The organism is Ensifer sp. LBL (genome assembly GCF_050435225.1).
GTDB lineage: Bacteria > Pseudomonadota > Alphaproteobacteria > Rhizobiales > Rhizobiaceae > Ensifer.
The window spans coordinates 409,985-425,824 of sequence record NZ_JBNDJY010000004.1 but is presented as its reverse complement, the minus strand read 5'-3'; the positions used below and the strand labels follow the sequence as shown (position 1 = coordinate 425,824).

At 64.0% G+C, this 15,840-nt stretch carries 16 protein-coding genes; 12 read left to right on the top strand and 4 right to left on the bottom strand.

The annotated features are described in order from the left end of the window. The first annotated feature begins 42 nt into the window (after nt 1-42). Nucleotides 43-1,017, top strand: a complete 975-nt coding sequence (locus OKW20_RS17955) for an alpha/beta hydrolase family protein (protein ID WP_429173938.1) — start codon at nt 43-45, stop codon at nt 1,015-1,017. A gap of 133 nt (nt 1,018-1,150) precedes the next feature. On the opposite strand, the gene OKW20_RS17950 is transcribed toward OKW20_RS17955, so the two are convergent. Continuing rightward, entirely contained in the window at nt 1,151-1,492 is a 342-nt protein-coding gene (locus OKW20_RS17950; RefSeq protein ID WP_429173936.1) for a PAAR domain-containing protein, read from the bottom strand. A 55-nt stretch (nt 1,493-1,547) separates the two neighbouring features. Beyond that, entirely contained in the window at nt 1,548-2,342 is a 795-nt protein-coding gene (locus OKW20_RS17945) for a helix-turn-helix domain-containing protein (RefSeq protein WP_429173934.1), read from the bottom strand. 163 nt (nt 2,343-2,505) lie between these two features. Here OKW20_RS17945 and OKW20_RS17940 point away from each other — a divergent pair, with 163 nt between their 5' ends. The 7 genes from OKW20_RS17940 to OKW20_RS17910 all read left to right on the top strand — a co-directional run bounded on the left by OKW20_RS17940 (nt 2,506) and on the right by OKW20_RS17910 (nt 10,132). After that, nucleotides 2,506-4,110, top strand: coding sequence for an ABC transporter substrate-binding protein (locus OKW20_RS17940; protein WP_429173932.1), 1,605 nt, complete (start codon nt 2,506-2,508; stop codon nt 4,108-4,110). Nucleotides 4,111-4,184: 74 nt separating this feature from the next. Continuing rightward, the gene (locus OKW20_RS17935; protein WP_429173930.1) at nt 4,185-6,179 is read left to right on the top strand and encodes a CocE/NonD family hydrolase; all 1,995 of its coding nucleotides are present in this window, start codon (nt 4,185-4,187) and stop codon (nt 6,177-6,179) included. 120 nt (nt 6,180-6,299) lie between these two features. Further along, nucleotides 6,300-6,794: an HPP family protein gene (locus OKW20_RS17930; RefSeq protein ID WP_429173929.1), complete on the top strand. Its 495-nt coding sequence runs from the start codon at nt 6,300-6,302 to the stop codon at nt 6,792-6,794. Further along, on the top strand, nt 6,791-7,354 hold the full coding sequence (locus OKW20_RS17925) for a TetR/AcrR family transcriptional regulator (protein WP_429173927.1): 564 nt from the start codon (nt 6,791-6,793) through the stop codon (nt 7,352-7,354). Before OKW20_RS17930 ends, OKW20_RS17925 begins: the two co-directional genes overlap by 4 nt. Nucleotides 7,355-7,517: 163 nt before the next feature. Beyond that, nucleotides 7,518-7,982 carry an SRPBCC family protein gene (locus tag OKW20_RS17920; protein ID WP_192446824.1) on the top strand — a complete coding sequence of 155 codons (465 nt, stop codon included), beginning with the start codon at nt 7,518-7,520 and terminating at the stop codon, nt 7,980-7,982. Further along, entirely contained in the window at nt 7,975-9,573 is a 1,599-nt protein-coding gene (locus tag OKW20_RS17915) for an MFS transporter (RefSeq protein ID WP_429173925.1), read from the top strand. Before OKW20_RS17920 ends, OKW20_RS17915 begins: the two co-directional genes overlap by 8 nt. Nucleotides 9,574-9,712: 139 nt before the next feature. Beyond that, the gene (locus OKW20_RS17910; protein ID WP_429173924.1) at nt 9,713-10,132 is read left to right on the top strand and encodes a GFA family protein; all 420 of its coding nucleotides are present in this window, start codon (nt 9,713-9,715) and stop codon (nt 10,130-10,132) included. A 13-nt stretch (nt 10,133-10,145) separates the two neighbouring features. Here the strand turns inward: OKW20_RS17910 and OKW20_RS17905 are convergent, their stop codons facing one another. Continuing rightward, nucleotides 10,146-10,547: an ACT domain-containing protein gene (locus OKW20_RS17905; protein ID WP_429173922.1), complete on the bottom strand. Its 402-nt coding sequence runs from the start codon at nt 10,545-10,547 to the stop codon at nt 10,146-10,148. A 199-nt stretch (nt 10,548-10,746) separates the two neighbouring features. On the opposite strand from OKW20_RS17905, the gene msrA reads away from it, so the two are divergent. Continuing rightward, a complete protein-coding gene (gene msrA / locus OKW20_RS17900) occupies nt 10,747-11,427 on the top strand; it encodes a peptide-methionine (S)-S-oxide reductase MsrA (protein WP_429174532.1) in 681 nt (226 codons plus the stop codon). A gap of 53 nt (nt 11,428-11,480) precedes the next feature. On the opposite strand, the gene OKW20_RS17895 is transcribed toward msrA, so the two are convergent. Next, nucleotides 11,481-12,407, bottom strand: a complete 927-nt coding sequence (locus tag OKW20_RS17895) for an alpha/beta hydrolase (RefSeq protein ID WP_429173921.1) — start codon at nt 12,405-12,407, stop codon at nt 11,481-11,483. 159 nt (nt 12,408-12,566) lie between these two features. On the opposite strand from OKW20_RS17895, the gene lepB reads away from it, so the two are divergent. From lepB to OKW20_RS17880, 3 genes are all read left to right on the top strand, one after another. After that, the gene (gene lepB / locus OKW20_RS17890) at nt 12,567-13,508 is read left to right on the top strand and encodes a signal peptidase I (RefSeq protein WP_429173919.1); all 942 of its coding nucleotides are present in this window, start codon (nt 12,567-12,569) and stop codon (nt 13,506-13,508) included. Between the two features lie 66 nt (nt 13,509-13,574). Then, the gene (locus OKW20_RS17885) at nt 13,575-14,483 is read left to right on the top strand and encodes a LysR family transcriptional regulator (RefSeq protein ID WP_043624663.1); all 909 of its coding nucleotides are present in this window, start codon (nt 13,575-13,577) and stop codon (nt 14,481-14,483) included. 183 nt (nt 14,484-14,666) lie between these two features. Beyond that, on the top strand, nt 14,667-15,827 hold the full coding sequence (locus OKW20_RS17880) for an ABC transporter substrate-binding protein (RefSeq protein WP_429173917.1): 1,161 nt from the start codon (nt 14,667-14,669) through the stop codon (nt 15,825-15,827). Nucleotides 15,828-15,840 lie beyond the last annotated feature (13 nt).

Below are 15,840 nucleotides of genomic sequence, written 5' to 3'. Positions count from 1 at the left end.
CCGACATCGTGTCTCGGCAGGGCAGTCAGAGGAGACCTGGTTATGACCGGAATTTCAAAGGAAAGAATGCAGAGGGCGCGGGAGCAGGAAAAATCCATCTCCCCGGAAGATCACGCCAAGGTCAAGGCACTGGCCGGCATGGTCAAGATGCCGCGCAGCTTCATCTTCAAGAACCCCGACGAATACGGCATGGAAGGTTGGTACGACCTGTCCATCCCGTCGGACGACGGCACGCCGCTCGAAGCCTGGTACATCCCGGCCAAGGGCGGCGAGAGCAACAAGCTCGTCATCTTCAACCATGCGCTTCCGATGTGCCGCGCCGGCTATCCCGGCCATATGGGCGCGCCGTGGGGCAACTTCATCGAGCCTGTCGAGATCGACTTCGTCATCCAATACAAGCACCTGACCGATGCCGGCTACAACGTCCTGACCTACGACTTCCGCAATCACGGACAGAGCGGTGCTGCCAACGGCGGCGTCTGCGGCGTCGGCCAGTGGGAATGGCGTGACTGCGTCGGCGTGAAGAAATTCGTCGATGCCCATCCGCGCCTGGGCAAGATGGACGTTGCACTGTTCAGCCAGTGCCTGGGCGGCGTTTCGCAGTATGCGGCCATCACCAAGCATCCCGAGCTGTTCGAAAACGTCAAATGCCTGCTCAGCCCGCTGGTTCCCAACATGACGTCGGTCTTCACCAAGCTCTCGGGCTACCAGGGCATCGCGCAGTACCAGGAACTGATCGACCTAGAGATACTGAAGCTCGGTGGTTTTGCTGCCGCTGACATGTCGGGCAGATTGTGGGCTCCGAACGTCAAGCTGCCGGTCTTCATGTGGCAAGTGCTCGACGATGCCGTCATCAACAACCCGAGCGACGCGGAGACCACCTTCGACGCGCTGGCGAGCAACGACAAGGAACTCTACTGGATCGAGGGTACGACCAAGCGCTTCGAGGACGGCTACAACTGGTTCGGCCGTCACCCCGAGAAGGCGCTGTCCTATCTGGCCAAATACATGAACTGACGCCTTGAGACGGATGCCGGAGCGGTTACCGTGGCGATAGCCAGCAGGGGCGCTCCGGCTCGTTCAGTCGGATCGGACATGCGACATCGCGTGGCGCGGAGAGATCTAATGGTATCGGAGCGCCAGGCAACCGTCATTTCTGCCGACAATCGACGTCGCCCACCCGCTGCGCCGCCTCGCCTTCGAAGGTGACCGTCGCCTCGCCCTTGGCCGAACAATCTCCCCTTTCGCCGCTGCCGGCGCGAAAGTGTACGACCGGCTGCCCCTCGATCATGATGCTCGGCACCACCTCGTAGAGTTCCGGCGGGCAATTTGCGACGTCGGACAATCGCAGCGCCGGCTGGCCGCCGATCATCACGCTGGACGCACCCGAAAGCGCGCAGGACGGGATCGGCGCTTGGCCCTCCTCCGCCATTGCCGGCGACAGCGGCACGGCGATGCAAAGACAGGCAATCGCGGTCGCTGCAAGTTTCATGATCCCCTCCTCCATGGTTCCGTTGCGGCGAAACCTAGCACACGGCCACGCCGCCTCAATATTCAGTCGGTATGCTCAAGAGCTCGGCATCGGGCGTATCGAGAAAGGCCCGGACTGTCTGCGGCAGGTGGCGCGAGCCGAAGGACAGCACGCCGCAGCGCGAAAGCATCTGCCGCAAGTCCGGCTGTTCCCCGAGCGAGCGCCAGATCATCCGCGACGCGTAAGGCAGGTTCTCCTTGCGCCAGGAGACCCCCATGGTGGTGCCGCGCAGATAGACGCGCTGATGCACTTCGAACGGCAGAAGGATGGTCTGCGCCAGCATCGGCTCGCGCCCGATGCTGCGCTCGGCGATGAAGATCCGGTTTCGCCAGAAGGTGACGAGGCCGACATATTTCGAGAACTGCTGGATCTCGTTTGCGGGATCGCGGATGCGCTCGATCGATTTCACCCGGATCGAGCCTGCCTCCTCATAGATCCGCGCGCAGGAGCAGACGACGAGCCCCGGCCAGGAGAGCGACACGTGATAGGTCTGGTAGTAGCCGATATGGCGCCTGAGGCCTGCGATGTCGCCCGGGAAACCCTCAAGCAGCAGGCCGGCATCCGAGCGGTCTCGATCGGGCCGCGTCATGCGCGCCTCAAACTGTTTGGCCGGCAATGCGAAGTCTTCGGCAGAAAGCCCGAAGAAGCGGGCAATGCGCGCCACATTGTGCGCCGATGGCCGCGCCTCGCCACCGATGTAGCGGTTGAACTGCTGGCGGTTGATGCCGATTTCGCGGCAGATCTGCGAGATCGACCGTCGCGTGGCACAGGCAAACTTGAGATTGGCGGCGAAGATGTCGATGTCCTGCACGGTGCTTTTTCGAACCCCATTCAACGCGCTTCCAATCCTTGTCGAACAGGGAGCACGCAGGTAGCGTAAAAGAGCGTAAAGAAGCGTCAAGTCGCGAAATTGTGTGCCGGTCGGCAAACGCTAGGTTTTCCCTAACAAGCATCACTCCAAAGGGAACCCTAGAATGACCGAATTCACCAAGCGTCCTGACGGCCTCCTTGTCCCCGCGACCCTTGCCTCGACCGGCCTCAGCCGGCGCGGCTTCCTGGCCGGCACGGCAGCCTTGGGCCTTGCGGCCGGTTTCGGTGGCACGCTCGCCGCCACTGACGCAAGGGCTCAGGAGCCGAAGCGTGGCGGCCATCTGAAGCTCGGCCTCAAGGGCGGCGCCACGACGGACTCGCTCGACCCCGCCGCCTATAGCGGTTCCGTCTCCTTCGTGATCGGCCACCTCTGGGGCGATACGCTGGTCGAATCCGACCCGAAGACCGGCGCACCGCTGCCGGCGCTTGCCGAATCTTGGACACCCTCGGCCGATGCGTCCGAGTGGACCTTCAAGATCCGCAGCGACGTGAGCTTCCACGACGGCAGCAAGCTGACGGTTGCCGACGTCGTCGCCACGCTGAAGCGCCATGCGGACGAAGGCTCGAAGTCCGGCGCGCTCGGGCTGATGCGGTCGATCAAGACGATCGAGGAAAAGGCAGGCGGCCTGGTGCTGACGTTGACGGAAGGCAATGCCGACCTGCCGCTGCTTCTGACCGACTATCACCTGATCATCCAGCCGAAGGGCGGCGTCGACAATCCGGCCTCGCCCATCGGCACCGGTCCCTACAAGCTTTCAAGCTACGAGGCTGGCCTGCGCGCCACCTTCGAGAAGAACGCCGATGACTGGCGCTCCGACCGCGGCTTCGTCGACAGTGTCGAGATCATCGTGATGAACGACACGACGGCGCGCATCGCAGCACTTTCCTCCGGCCAGGTGCACTTCATCAACAACATCGACCCGAAGACCGTGCCGCTCCTGAAGCGCGCGCCGCGCGTCGAAATCCTCAGGACCTCCGGCAAGGGCTTCTACAGCTTCCTGATGCATTGCGACACCGCGCCCTTCGACAACAACGACCTGAGGCTGGCGCTGAAATATGCGGTCGACCGCCAGGCGATCCTCGACCGGGTGCTCGGCGGCTTCGGCACGCTCGGCAACGATTACCCGGTCAACGGCAACTATGCGCTGGCCCCCGAAGGCATCGAGCAGCGGGCCTATGACCCGGACAAGGCCGCCTTCCACTTCAAGAAGTCCGGCCACGACCGGCCGATCCTCTTGCGCACCTCCGACGCCGCCTTCCCCGGGGCTTCCGACGCCGCTGTGCTCTTCCAGGAAAGCGCCAAGAAGGCCGGCATCGAGATCGAAGTGCGCCGCGAGCCGGAAGACGGTTACTGGACCAATGTCTGGAACGTGCAGCCCTTCTGCGCCTCCTATTGGGGCGGCCGGCCGACGCAGGATTCGCGCTACTCGACCTCCTATCTCTCGACCGCCGAATGGAACGACACGCGCTTCAAGCGCGAGGATTTCGACAAGCTGCTGCTGCAGGCTCGTTCCGAGCTCGACGAGACTAAGCGCAAGGAAATGTATCACACCATGGCGATGACCGTGCGCGACGAAGGCGGGCTGATCCTGCCTGTTTTCAACGACTACGTGAACGCCGCCTCGGCCTCGCTCAAGGGCTTCGTCGACGACATCGGCAACGACCTCTCGAACGGCTATGTCGGCAGCCGCGTCTGGTTCGACAGCTAAGCCATTGCGACGAATGCCGGACGCGGGTTCGCGTCCGGCATTTCCCGAGAAAACAAAGAGATCGTTGGAACCACATGTCAGAACGCGAATTCACTGTCATCGAAAACGAATGGATCCGGCTGAAGGACGGCACCGAGCTTGCCGCCCGCATCTGGATGCCCGCCGGCGCTAAGGCCGATCCGGTCCCGGCCGTGCTCGAATACCTTCCCTACCGCAAGCAGGGCGGCACGAGCCTGCGTGACGAGTCCACCTATCCGGTCTTTGCCGCCGCCGGCATTGCCGGCGTGCGCGTCGACATCAGAGGTTCCGGCGAAAGCGAGGGCGTGATCGACGGCGAATACACGCCGCGCGAGCTTTCCGACGGTTGCGAGATCGTTGAATGGATCGCCGCGCAGCCCTGGTCAAACGGCAAGGTCGGCATGATGGGCATCTCCTGGGGCGGCTTCAACTGCCTGCAGGTCGCGGCCCTGAAGCCGCCGGCGCTGAAAGCCGTCATCTCCATCGCCTCCACGGTCGACCGCTACAACGACGACATCCACTACAAGAACGGCTGCCATCTCTCGGCCCAGCTGTCCTGGGCGGCGACGATGCTCGGCTACCAGTCGCGCTCGCCGGATCCCGCCATCGTCGGCGACCGCTGGAAGCAGATGTGGATGGAGCGGCTGGAGAAAGAGCCCTTCTTCATGGAGGAGTGGCTGGAGCACCAGCGTCGCGATGAATTCTGGCAGCACGGCTCTATCTGCGAAGATTTCGACAGGGTCGAGATCCCGGCGCTGGTCATCGCCGGCTGGGCCGACGGCTACCGCAACACGCCCCTGAAGGCGGTCGAAGGCCTTGGCGACAGGGCCAAGGCGCTGATCGGCCCGTGGGTGCACAAATACCCGCATTTCGCCTTCCCGAAGCCGCGCGCCGATTTCCACGGCGAGGCGATCCGCTGGTGGAACCGCTGGCTACGCGACGAGGAAAACGGCGCCGAGAACGGGCCGCAGGTGCGCGCCTATATCCTCGACGGCCCGCGCCCGTCGCTCCGGCGTGACAGCGATCCCGGCCGCTGGGTGGCGAAGGACGCCTGGACGACGCCGGAAATGCAGCTGTTCGGCATCTCCCATGACGGTCGGCTGACGCCGTCGGCCGGCGGCACCGGCATCGGCGAGGTCTACCTGAAATCCCCGCTCGATACAGGCACGGCATCCGGGGAATACTTCACGCTGAAGCCCGATGCCGAAATGGCCGGCGGCCAGCGCATCGACGATGCCGGCTCGCTCGTCTTCGAAACCGCGCCGCTGCTGGAAGCCGCCGACTATCTCGGCCAGCCGACGCTGACCGTCGACGTCACCTGCCAGGCACCGACCGCCAATCTCGCCGTCCGCCTGGTCGACGTGCATCCTGATGGCACCGCCACCCGCGTCGCCTTTGGGGTGCTCAATTTGGCGCACCGCGAAAGCAACGCCCAGCCGCGCGCCATGGAGCCCGGGCGCAAGACGCGGATCACGCTCACGCTCGATGCCTGCGGCTACCGCTTCCGCGCGGGAAATCGCATCCGCGTCTCGCTCTCGACCTCCTATTGGCCGCTGATCCTCCCCACCCCCACCGACCCGGGTCTTTCGATCGACACGGCAAGCCTGTCGCTCGCCCTTCCGCTGCTCGGCGCGCACAAGGAGATCGTCGTGCCCGAGCCGGAGAACCCCGATCCGCTGCCGAAGTATCGCGAGCTGACACGCGGTGTTTCGAGCCGCACCGTCGAGCGCGACATGACCCACGGCATGACCCACTACCGGATCTACGAGGACACCGGGCTCTCCGAACATCCGGATACGGGCCTTGCCACCCAGGACGTGCGCGACGAGACCTGGTCGATCGCACCGGACGACCCACTGTCGATGATCGGCACCTCGACCTGGACCTGCGTCGCCAAGCGCGAGGGCTGGTCGGTGCGCACCGTCTCTACCTCGACGCTCCACTGCACACAGAACGAGTGGATCACCGAGGCCGAGGTCGTCGCCTACGAGGGAGACACGCCGATCTTCGAGAAGCACTTCAAGAAGCGCATCCCGCGCGATTTCATGTGAGCCTCGCGCACGGAGCGGGCCGGTGGCCGACCGCCGCCACGCCCGGTCCGGCGGCCCTGTCTTGACATCGTCGGCACATCATTGTACCAATCGGTAAACACTTGACCGATTGGTACACAAATGCGCCATTTCTTCTCGCGTCATCAGCCTCCCGTTCATATCAACCGCGGCCTGATTGCCGGCATCGGCGGCCTCGTCGCCATCGCCGCCGTCGGCGCGCTGACAGGCCTTGTCGGCCACCCCATGCTGATGGCGCCCTTCGGCGCCAGCTGCGTGCTGATCTTCTCCGTCACGGCAAGCCCGCTGTCGCAGCCGGCCAACGTCGTCGGCGGCCACTTCGTCGCCACGCTCGTCGGCCTGGTCCTCAGGTCAGTCTTTCCGAACGAGTGGTGGGCGGTCGCCATCGCCGTCGGTGCGGCGATCGCGCTGATGGCGGCATTGCGCCTCACGCATCCGCCGGCGGGCGCAAACCCGCTCGTCGTCTTTGCCGCCGATCCCGGCTTCGAATTCCTGCTCTTCCCGGTGCTGACCGGCTCGCTTATTCTCGTCGCCGTTGGCGCGCTGTTCCACCGCTTCGCCAAGGTCGAGTATCCGCTGGCGAGGAAGCCCGCATGAGCCGCGTCGTCACGGAGCGAAAGGACGTCATCTCCATGCTTGCGGAAATTTTCCGCGAGCACGGTTACGACGGCACCAGCCTCAGCCTGATCACCGAGAAGACCGGGCTTGGCAAAGGCAGCCTCTACCACTTCTTCCCCGGCGGGAAGGAGGAGATGGCCGAGGCCGTGCTTGGCGATATCTCCGCCTGGTTCCGCACGCACATCTTCGAGCCGCTGCGCAATGCCGAAGATCCCGCCGCGGCGCTGGACGCGATGTTTGCCGCCGTCGACGGCTACTTCCGCCAAGGCAGACGCCTCTGCCTGATGGGGGTGATCGCGACCAGCGGCGCGCACGACCGCTTCGCCCACGAACTCAACCGCTATTTCTCCGACTGGCGCGCCGATCTTTCCGTCACGCTTGAACGCGCCGGCACGCCCGCTGCCGAGCGCGACGGCCTTGCCGAGGAAATCGTCGGCGGCATCCAGGGCGCGCTGATCCTAGCGCGAAGCCTCGAGGACCCCGGTGCCTTCGGCCGGGTGCTGGCTCGCCTCAAGGCGCGCCTGCCCGTATCCTCGTAAAAGCAAGCGACCACCCTTCCTCCCCTCGCCCAAATTGACAAAAATCAGATCGTCGCTTGAGCCAGCCTTGACAATCGCGTTTGCGCCCGGATATTAACCGATGAGTTAAATAACTCTACGGTTAAAGACTGGGCGCATTGGGGCGCCCAGAGGAGGAGGTTTCATGACAGCGGCGACCGCAAACGCAGCACGCAAGGATATCAGCTTGGAAATCGTGCGCGACTTCGAGGCGCCGATAAACCTCGTCTTCAAGGTCTGGTCGACGCCGGAGCATCTGTTGCGCTGGTGGGGGCCGCGGGATTTCACGCCGCATTCGGTCAACATGGACTTCCGTCCGGGCGGTGCGTGGCGCGCCTGCATCCGCTCGCCCGAAGGCCAGGACTATTGGATGAGCGGCATCTTTCGCGAAGTGCGCGCGCCCGAGAAGCTGGTCTTCACCTTCGCCTGGGATGAAGACGGCGAGCCCGGCAGCGACACGCTGATCACCGTTTCCTTTGCCGACATCGGCGGCAAGACGCGGCTCACCTTCCAGCAAACACCATTCGAGACCGTCGAAGAGCGCGACTCGCACCAGGATGGCTGGGGCGAGTGCCTCGAGCGGCTCAGGGATTACGTCGACCATGTCTGAGATTTCGAACTTTGAAACCGAAAACGCGCCCGGTCCGAAGGCGACCAGGCGCGAATGGATCGGGCTCGCCGTGCTGGCGCTGCCCTGCATGCTCTATTCCATGGACCTGACGGTGCTGAACCTCGCGGTCCCGCAGCTTGCCGAACAGCTCAAGCCCTCGGCCGCCCAGCTTCTCTGGATCATCGATATCTACGGCTTCATGGTCGCAGGCTCGCTGATCACCATGGGCACGCTCGGCGACCGCATCGGCCGCCGGCGGCTGCTGATGATCGGCTCTGTCGCCTTTGGCCTCGCGTCGATCTTCGCCGCCTTTGCCTGGAACGCCGAGACGCTGATCATCGCGCGTGCCGTGCTCGGTGTGGCGGCGGCGACGCTTGCGCCCTCCACCCTCTCGCTCATCCGCAACATGTTCCTCGACGATCGCCAGCGCACCTTTGCGATCGGGGTGTGGATCGCCAGCTTCTCGGCCGGCGGCGCCATCGGCCCCGTGGTCGGCGGGCTGATGCTGTCGCAGTTCTGGTGGGGCTCGGTCTTCCTGCTCGCCGTGCCGGTCATGGTGCTGATCCTCATTCTCGGCCCGATCCTCCTGCCGGAATTCCGCGATCCCGAGGCCGGCCGGATCGACCTCGTCAGCGCCGCCCAGTCGCTCGTCGCCGTGCTGTCGGTGATCTACGGCATGAAGCATGTCGCCGAGGCCGGGTTCGATACGATCGCCGTCTTCTTCATCCTGCTCGGCATCGTCGTCGCGATCCTGTTTGCGCGGCGCCAGCTCCGTCTCGCCGACCCGCTGATCGATCTGGCGCTGTTCAGGACGCCGGCCTTCAGCGCCGCCCTTGGCGTCAACATTCTCGGCCTCTTCGTCGGCTTCGGCGCCTTCCTGTTCGTGGCGCAGTACCTGCAGCTGGTGCTCGGGCTCACCCCCTTCGTCGCCGGCCTCTGGTCCGTGCCGACGGGCGTGGCGATGATCGTCGCGTCGATGACCGTGCCGATGCTTGCCACCCGTTTTGCCGCCTCGAACCTGATTGCGGCGGGCTTCGTGCTGACGGCGATCGGCTTTGCCATCTGCACCCAGGTCGGCACATCAAGCAGTCCCCTGCTCGTCACCACGGGCCTCGTCGTGCTCTGCCTCGGCTTTGCCCCTGTCGGCACGCTGACGACGGATATGATCGTCGGCTCGGCACCGCCGGAGCGCGCCGGTGCAGCGTCCGCCATCTCCGAGACCAGCTTCGAATTCGGCGGCGCGCTCGGCATCGCCGTGCTCGGTAGCCTTTTGACCTCGGCCTATCGCGGCCGCATGGACCAGCTGGTGGTCACCGGCCTGCCGGAGGAAACCGTTGCCGCCGCCCGCCAGACACTTGGCGGAGCTGTCGCCGTGGCTGCCGACCTGCCACCTGCAGAGGCCGAACGGCTGCTGACGGCGGCGCGCGACGTCTTCACCCAGTCCTTCGCCTTCACCGCCTCGATCTGCGTGCTGCTTTCGCTCGGCACCGCACTCATCGCCTTCCTGCTCCTGCGCAAGGCCAGCGATGACGGTGACGGCAAGGCGCAGGTGGCCGCCGATCAGCCGGCGCCTTCGGGCAATGCGGGATAACGGTGCCCGGCGCCAGACGCCGGACGCCAGACGCCAGACGCCAGACGCCAGACCGGAAACGCAAAGTAGCGCAGATCTCAAGCGGCGCCGGCCTCGGCCGGCGGATGGTGATCTGCGCCCAACCCCAGGGAGGAAACCGATGAAGAAGCTCTATCGCGGCAGCTGCCATTGCAAGGCTGTCACCTTCGAAGGCCAGCTCGATCTTGCCGAGGGCATCCGCCGCTGCAACTGCTCCTTCTGCGCCAAGACGCGCATGCAGAAGGCCTTCGCGTTGCGCGGGGAATTCGAGATCACGTCAGGCAAGGACAGGCTCACGAGCTACCGGGCCGACAATTCGAGCTGGATCGAAGGCGACGTCGATCACTACTTTTGCAGCCGCTGCGGTGTCCGGCCCTTCTCGCGCGGCTACCTCAAGGATTTCATCGGCCACTTCTACGCGGTCAATGTCGCCTGCCTCGATGGCGTCAGCGACGCGGAACTCGCTGCGGCGCCGATCATCTATGAAAATGGGCGCGACGACGACCACTTCAACACGCCCGCCGACACGCGCTTCATGTAAGCGCGACCGCCTTTCAGGCGACGGTCAGCGCCCGGAGCGCATCGAGCGCCCGCTCGGCATCCGCTTCCGGCACGAAGATATGGTCGTGGTAATAGGCGGCGATCACATTGGCGCTGATGCCTTCGCGCGTCAGCGCTGCAGAAACGGCCGCCGTCAGGCCGACCGCCTCGAGCGCCGAGTGTACGTTGAGCGTGATGCGGCGCAGCAACGGGCCGTAGCCGAGCCCCACCTCATCCGCAGCAGCGCGGGTCAGCACCAGCGTCAGCCCCTCGTCCTCGCGATAGGTGGCGAGCGGCTCCAGCGCCTGGTAACGCGCCGCGTCCCGATAGGCGACGGTGCAATAGACATAGGTCTGCGGAAACAGCACCGGGCTCATCGTCGAAAGCAGTTTCGCGAGATCCGTTTCTCCAGCCATGGCATCGTCCCCTGCTCTCGGCACCTCATATTCGTCCAGTGGTAGCGGATCGTCACGTTGGCGTGAAGCACGCGATCGCGATTTGACCGTTGCCAATCCCATGAAAACATGAGGTCATCGAACGTCCGGCGCTGAAGCCGGACGATGGGAGGACGCGATGGCGCGCAGCAAGTCGGCACAGATCGCAGGCAGACCTTTCATGAACCTGGCAGCGGCAGTCTTTGCCGCGCTGATGGCATCGGCGCCGATCGCCGTCGCCCAGGAACCGGCCGTCGTCATTCCGCCGCCTTCGCTAGACGAGAAATCATCCGCATCGACGGAAATCGCCGTCTTCGCCGGCGGCTGCTTCTGGGGCGTTCAGGGCGTCTTCCAGCACCTCAAAGGCGTGAAGAAGGCCGTCTCCGGCTATGCCGGCGGCACGGCGGCAACCGCCGACTACGAGACGGTGAGCGGCGGCAAGACCGGCCACGCGGAATCGGTGGAAGTGACCTTCGATCCGCGCGAAGTGACCTATGGCCGGCTGCTGCAGGTGTTCTTCTCCGTCGCCCACAATCCGACCCAGCTCAACTATCAGGGACCGGATCATGGTCCCCAGTATCGCTCGGCGCTCTTTGCCGTCACGGATGAACAGAAGCGGATCGCCGATGCCTATATAGACCAGCTCGGCAAGTCTGGCGCCTTCCCGGCGAGGATCGTCACGCAGGTCTCGCCGTTCAAGGGATTCTACGCCGCCGAGGACTACCATCAGGATTTCCTGACCCGAAACCCGACCCATCCCTACATCGTCTATAACGACCTGCCGAAGATCGAGAACCTGAGAACCCTGTTCCCTGACGCTTTCCAGGCAAATCCGGTGCTGGTGTTCAAGGCGAAGAGCTAGGGCCGTTCCAGCCGACACGACGGTTCGGCGTTGCCGCACCCGATGCCAGCGCGTCAGCGCGTCCCGACGAGAACAGCCACCCCTTCCGCCAGCCGGCGGAAGCCGTCCCGCGCGCCCTCGCTCATGTGCCGCGCCCTGAGCCAGGCATGGATCATCTGTGGTTCCTCGCGGAAGGTGACGTTGACGCCGGCGGCGGCAAGCCGCGCCGCATAGAGACGCGCATCGTCGCGCAAGGGATCGAAGAAGGCGCCGGTGATGTAGCTCGGCGGCAGGCCGGAAAGGTCCGTTTCCGCCAAGGGTGCGGCGAAAGGATTGTCAGCCGGCGCCTTCAGGATATCGCGATAGTAGCTGACATCGGCGGTCGTCAGCCCCGGCGCCTCGGCCATTTCCCCGTAAGATCCCGAGACGAGATCGCCGCCAAGGCCCGGATAGATCAGCGCCTGGCCGACAATGCCCTTGAGACCTTCCGCCCGCGCCTTCAGAACGATGCCCGCCGTCAGGTTGCCGCCGGCGCTGTCGCCGGCAACGACAACAGGACAGCCATCGGACAGCAATTCCTTCAGCACCGCGTAGCAATCGTCGAACGCGGCCGGCCAGACATGCTCCGGGGCCAGGCGATAATCGACCGAAACCAGTTCGGCGTGGGCGAAATCGGAGAGCTCGGCGCAGATCGCATCATGGCTGTCGAGCGAGCCGACGACAAAGCCGCCGCCGTGGATGTAGTAGATGCGCGTCTCGGTCGATACCGTGGCCGGCGTGTAGTGCCGGATCGGGATGAGACCATCGACGAGCGTGTCTTCGCGGGTGAGCCCTTTCGGGCTCGGCGCATCGAATTCGGCGCAGAGCGCGTCATACCATTTGCGCTGCTGTTCGATCGGGGCATCGACCGCATCGGCCGGATAGAAGTCCTCGCAGCGGCGGTGGAAAGCGAGGATGCCGGGCTCGCTCGGCATGGGTTTGGCGCTTGCCCTGTTGTCCATTTCACGTCCTCGCTCGATCAAGCGGTATCACTGGCATTCAGGTCGTCACGCGAGCAGGTCGGCTCAGAATATGCGGGGTTGATAACGCCACCCCCTACAATTACTGATTTACACCTTCTACCTACAATCCGCTCCGATTCTCTCTCCCGTGGTGTCTCCATGAAAGTATTGCAGGCCTTTCGCAATCGCCATCCTGTTTGCGCCGCATTGATCGGCTTCTTCGCCGCGCCAGCGCTGATGATGGCCTATCTTGGGCGTTGGAAGCTCGCCCTGGCATACTTCATTGCGGAGGTCGCACTGTACTTCGGCGCCTCCTGGGCGATTGCCGCAGCGACGAGTACCCATGACGCGACGTGGCTTGCCGATCTCGCGCTGGTTGCCTTCCGTTGCTTCGGATCAAACCACGGCTATCAGCTGGCTCGCGGCATTTCGCCTGGCCAGAGCTTTCCCTGGTATGCACGTTGGTACGGCCTCGCCCTGATCTTCCTCGTCGCGCCGATTGCCTTCACGTCGCTCTTGTTCCAGTCCTTCGGCACAGCGGCATCTTCGATGTACCCGACGATCCGTAGCGGCGACTATGTGGTCGCAAGCAAATACGCCTATGGCTACGGCAAGTTCTCGTTCCCTTTCGGCATCGGACTGAACTCGAAGGTACTTGCGAGCGCGCCGGAACGCGGCGACGTGGTCGTCTTCGCCTTCCCGCCGCAGCCGGAGCTCCCCTATGTCAAGCGGGTCGTCGGTTTGCCCGGCGACAGCGTTCAATACAGGGGCGGTACTCTCTACATCAACGGCGAACCGACGCCGAAGGTGCAGGTGGAGGTACAACACAATCCGGACGATCAGGGCGGTGACTTTACAATCTACAGCGAAAGGCTGTCCGGCGACCGCTCTCACCGAATGGCCGAAGACACGCCCGTCTCCGACACCCAGGAATTCACCGTTCCAGACGGCCACTACTTCATGCTTGGCGACAACAGGAACCGAAGCGCCGACAGCCGGCACGATGTCGGCTTTGTTCCGGAGGAGAACATTTTCGGGAAAGCCGTTCTGGTTCTCTTCAACAAACGCAGTGGTTTCGACGCCTTTCGAAAGGTGAACTAATCCGGGCAGACAGCGGCGGCGCGGCAACGGCTTGCCAGCCGCGCCCTGCACCTATTAACTCGCGCCATGGCCTTCACTTTCAGACAGCTGCAGTATTTCGTCGCCGTTGCCGAACAGGGGTCGATCACCCGTGCGGCGCAGAACCTGTCGATCTCGCAATCCTCGATCACCGAGGCGATCAAGGAGCTTGAAGGCGATCTCGGCGTCGAGCTTTTCGACCGGCACCCGCGCGGTCTGTCGATCACCCATAACGGCCATCAGTTCCTGCGCCACGCCACCAAGATCCTCTCCAATGTCTCGGACGCCCGCCGCAGCTTTTCCGACAGCCGCGAGGAGACCGGCGGCAAGCTCAATCTCGGCGTCACCTCGCTGGTCGCCGGCTACGTGCTCTCCGATCTGCTCGCCCGCTATCGCCGCGCCTGCCCCGGCGTCGAGGTCAGCGCCATCGAGGACAACGGCTCCTATCTCGAACATCTGCTGATCGGCGGTGAGCTCGACGTCGCCGTCATGGTCATCTCCAACCTGCGCGATCGCATGGCGCTGCAGGCGGAAATCCTCGAAACCTCGCCCTATCGCCTGTGGCTGCCGATCGGCCATCCCTTGGTCAGCGCCGACATCATCTCCGTCAGCGATATCGCCAAGGAACCGCTGATCATGCTGACAGTCGACGAAATCGAGGAGAACACCGGCAAGCTTCTAACCGCGCTCGGAGCCCGTCCGCACGTGGCATTCCGCACCCGCTCGGTGGAGGCGGTGCGCAGTCTGGTCGCGACCGGCGCCGGCATCGCGCTCCTTCCCGACCTCGTCTACCGCCCCTGGTCGCTTGAAGGCGACCGCATCGAAAGCCGGGACGTCTCCGGCGCCCTTCCCGTCGTCCAGGTTGGCATGGTCTGGCGCAAGGGTTCCGGCCTGCCACAATCGGCGCGCGATTTCGTCGGCATCGCCGAGGCGCTCCGAAGCGCCAGGCCGCGCTAATTCCCTGGATTTATTAGCCTTCTCCCGCCACTGACCACACCTTTGGCGTGCCTCCCGACTAGAGATATCGGAAAAACCGAAAGCGACATTCTGTTTAATGAATTTGCGAATACGGTGAAATGAAGGCACGCTTCATCCTGGGAACGAAGCCGCAAAACGCGGCTCAAAACTGGGAGAATTCAGATGAAGCAGATGCTCAAATCCTGCACGGCATTGACCCTGTCGCTCGGCCTTGTCGCCCCGGCATTCGCGCAGGAGCCGCTGAAGGAACTCGGCAAGGGCGAAGGCGAACTCTCTATCGTCGCCTGGGCCGGCTACATCGAGCGCGGCGAGACTGACAAGGCCTATGACTGGGTCACGGATTTCGAGAAGCAGACGGGCTGCAAGGTCTCGGTCAAGACCGCCGCGACCTCGGACGAAATGGTGGCGCTGATGAACGAAGGCGGCTTCGACCTCGTCACCGCCTCGGGCGACGCCTCGCTGCGCCTCGTTGCCGGCAAGCGCGTCCAGCCGATCAACACCGACCTGATCCCCAGCTGGAAGACCATCGACGAGCGCATGCAGAACGCGCCCTGGTACACGGTCAACGGCGTGCACTACGGCACACCTTACGTCTGGGGCCCGAACGTGCTGATGTACAACAAGGACGCCTTCAAGGGCGAAGCGCCGAAGAGCTGGAACGTCGTCTTCGAGGAAATGAAGCTGCCCGACGGCAAGTCCAACAAGGGCCGCGTCCAGGCCTATGACGGCCCGATCCACGTTGCCGACGCTGCCAACTACCTGATGGCACACAAGCCGGAACTCGGCATCAAGGACCCCTACGAACTCAATGAAGACCAGTACAAGGCAGCGCTCGAGCTGCTGCGCGGCCAGCGCAAGATCGTCGGCCGCTACTGGCACGACGCGATGATCCAGATCGACGACTTCAAGAACGAAGGCGTCGTCGCCTCTGGCTCCTGGCCGTTCCAGGTCAACCTGATGGAAGCCGAGAAGCTGCCGATCGCATCCACCATTCCGGAAGAAGGCGTGACAGGATGGGCCGACACGACCATGCTGCATGCCGACAGCCAGCATCCGAACTGCGCCTATATGTGGATGGAACACTCGCTGTCGCCGAAGGTCCAGGGTGACGTCTCCGCCTGGTTCGGCGCCAACCCGTCGGTCGGTGCCGCCTGCAAGGGCAACGAACTCCTGACCGATGCCGGCTGCAAGACCAACGGCTACGAGGACTTCGACAAGGTCAAGTTCTGGAAGACGCCGGTGACGAAGTGCGCAAGCCAGGGCGAATGCGTGCCCTATCACCGCTGGGTCTCCGACTATATCGGCGTGATCGGCGGCCGCTGAGCCGTCAGACCTA

What these genes read in the sequence shown, in the direction of transcription:
- OKW20_RS17955 (WP_429173938.1), top strand. Translation starts at nt 43, where the DNA reads ATGACCGGAATTTCAAAGGAAAGAATGCAGAGGGCGCGGGAGCAGGAA.
- OKW20_RS17950 (WP_429173936.1), bottom strand. Translation starts at nt 1,492, where the DNA reads ATGAAACTTGCAGCGACCGCGATTGCCTGTCTTTGCATCGCCGTGCCG.
- OKW20_RS17940 (WP_429173932.1), top strand. Translation starts at nt 2,506, where the DNA reads ATGACCGAATTCACCAAGCGTCCTGACGGCCTCCTTGTCCCCGCGACC.
- OKW20_RS17935 (WP_429173930.1), top strand. Translation starts at nt 4,185, where the DNA reads ATGTCAGAACGCGAATTCACTGTCATCGAAAACGAATGGATCCGGCTG.
- OKW20_RS17930 (WP_429173929.1), top strand. Translation starts at nt 6,300, where the DNA reads ATGCGCCATTTCTTCTCGCGTCATCAGCCTCCCGTTCATATCAACCGC.
- OKW20_RS17925 (WP_429173927.1), top strand. Translation starts at nt 6,791, where the DNA reads ATGAGCCGCGTCGTCACGGAGCGAAAGGACGTCATCTCCATGCTTGCG.
- OKW20_RS17920 (WP_192446824.1), top strand. Translation starts at nt 7,518, where the DNA reads ATGACAGCGGCGACCGCAAACGCAGCACGCAAGGATATCAGCTTGGAA.
- OKW20_RS17915 (WP_429173925.1), top strand. Translation starts at nt 7,975, where the DNA reads ATGTCTGAGATTTCGAACTTTGAAACCGAAAACGCGCCCGGTCCGAAG.
- OKW20_RS17910 (WP_429173924.1), top strand. Translation starts at nt 9,713, where the DNA reads ATGAAGAAGCTCTATCGCGGCAGCTGCCATTGCAAGGCTGTCACCTTC.
- OKW20_RS17905 (WP_429173922.1), bottom strand. Translation starts at nt 10,547, where the DNA reads ATGGCTGGAGAAACGGATCTCGCGAAACTGCTTTCGACGATGAGCCCG.
- msrA (WP_429174532.1), top strand. Translation starts at nt 10,747, where the DNA reads ATGAACCTGGCAGCGGCAGTCTTTGCCGCGCTGATGGCATCGGCGCCG.
- OKW20_RS17895 (WP_429173921.1), bottom strand. Translation starts at nt 12,407, where the DNA reads ATGGACAACAGGGCAAGCGCCAAACCCATGCCGAGCGAGCCCGGCATC.
- lepB (WP_429173919.1), top strand. Translation starts at nt 12,567, where the DNA reads ATGAAAGTATTGCAGGCCTTTCGCAATCGCCATCCTGTTTGCGCCGCA.
- OKW20_RS17885 (WP_043624663.1), top strand. Translation starts at nt 13,575, where the DNA reads ATGGCCTTCACTTTCAGACAGCTGCAGTATTTCGTCGCCGTTGCCGAA.
- OKW20_RS17880 (WP_429173917.1), top strand. Translation starts at nt 14,667, where the DNA reads ATGAAGCAGATGCTCAAATCCTGCACGGCATTGACCCTGTCGCTCGGC.